Genomic DNA, 419 nt, shown 5'->3' on the forward strand with positions numbered 1-419 from the left:
CAGGTCGATGTCGCAGCGCTGAACGCCACCTTCGCGGAAGCGCTTGCCCCGCCATCCGAAGCGGATGACGATGATGGGGACCTGGCGCATGACGACGAGACCGAGTTGGAAGACGACGCGGATGCCGATGCGCGGACTGGTGGCCCGGGAACAGATGATCCTGCCGCGACGGGCATTGAGCTCGATGAAGTGACTGACACGCCCACAGACCTGGCGGCAGATCAGGGGGATGAGGTGCCGCACGGCAGGGCCGAAAGTCTGGCTCCGCCATCGCAGACACCTGAAGAATTCCTCAGGACGCATGTTGAGTTTGTAGGCTTCAGCTGAGCGAGGCTGTTGCCGTCGTACGGCTCTGGCTCACGGCCCGTCGCCCCTAGTGGTGACGTCGGGCGGTGAGCCAGCAACGGCCTCTGGCAGGA

General features: G+C 64.4%; 1 pseudogene. It reads left to right on the forward strand.

Annotated features, from left to right (window positions below):
* Positions 1–327 (forward strand): annotated as a pseudogene (locus tag B7449_RS18510) (ParB/RepB/Spo0J family partition protein); the annotation flags it as partial.
* Positions 328–419: the final 92 nt, after the last annotated feature.

The sequence above is a fragment of the Komagataeibacter intermedius TF2 genome, from assembly GCF_000964425.1.
GTDB lineage: Bacteria > Pseudomonadota > Alphaproteobacteria > Acetobacterales > Acetobacteraceae > Komagataeibacter > Komagataeibacter intermedius.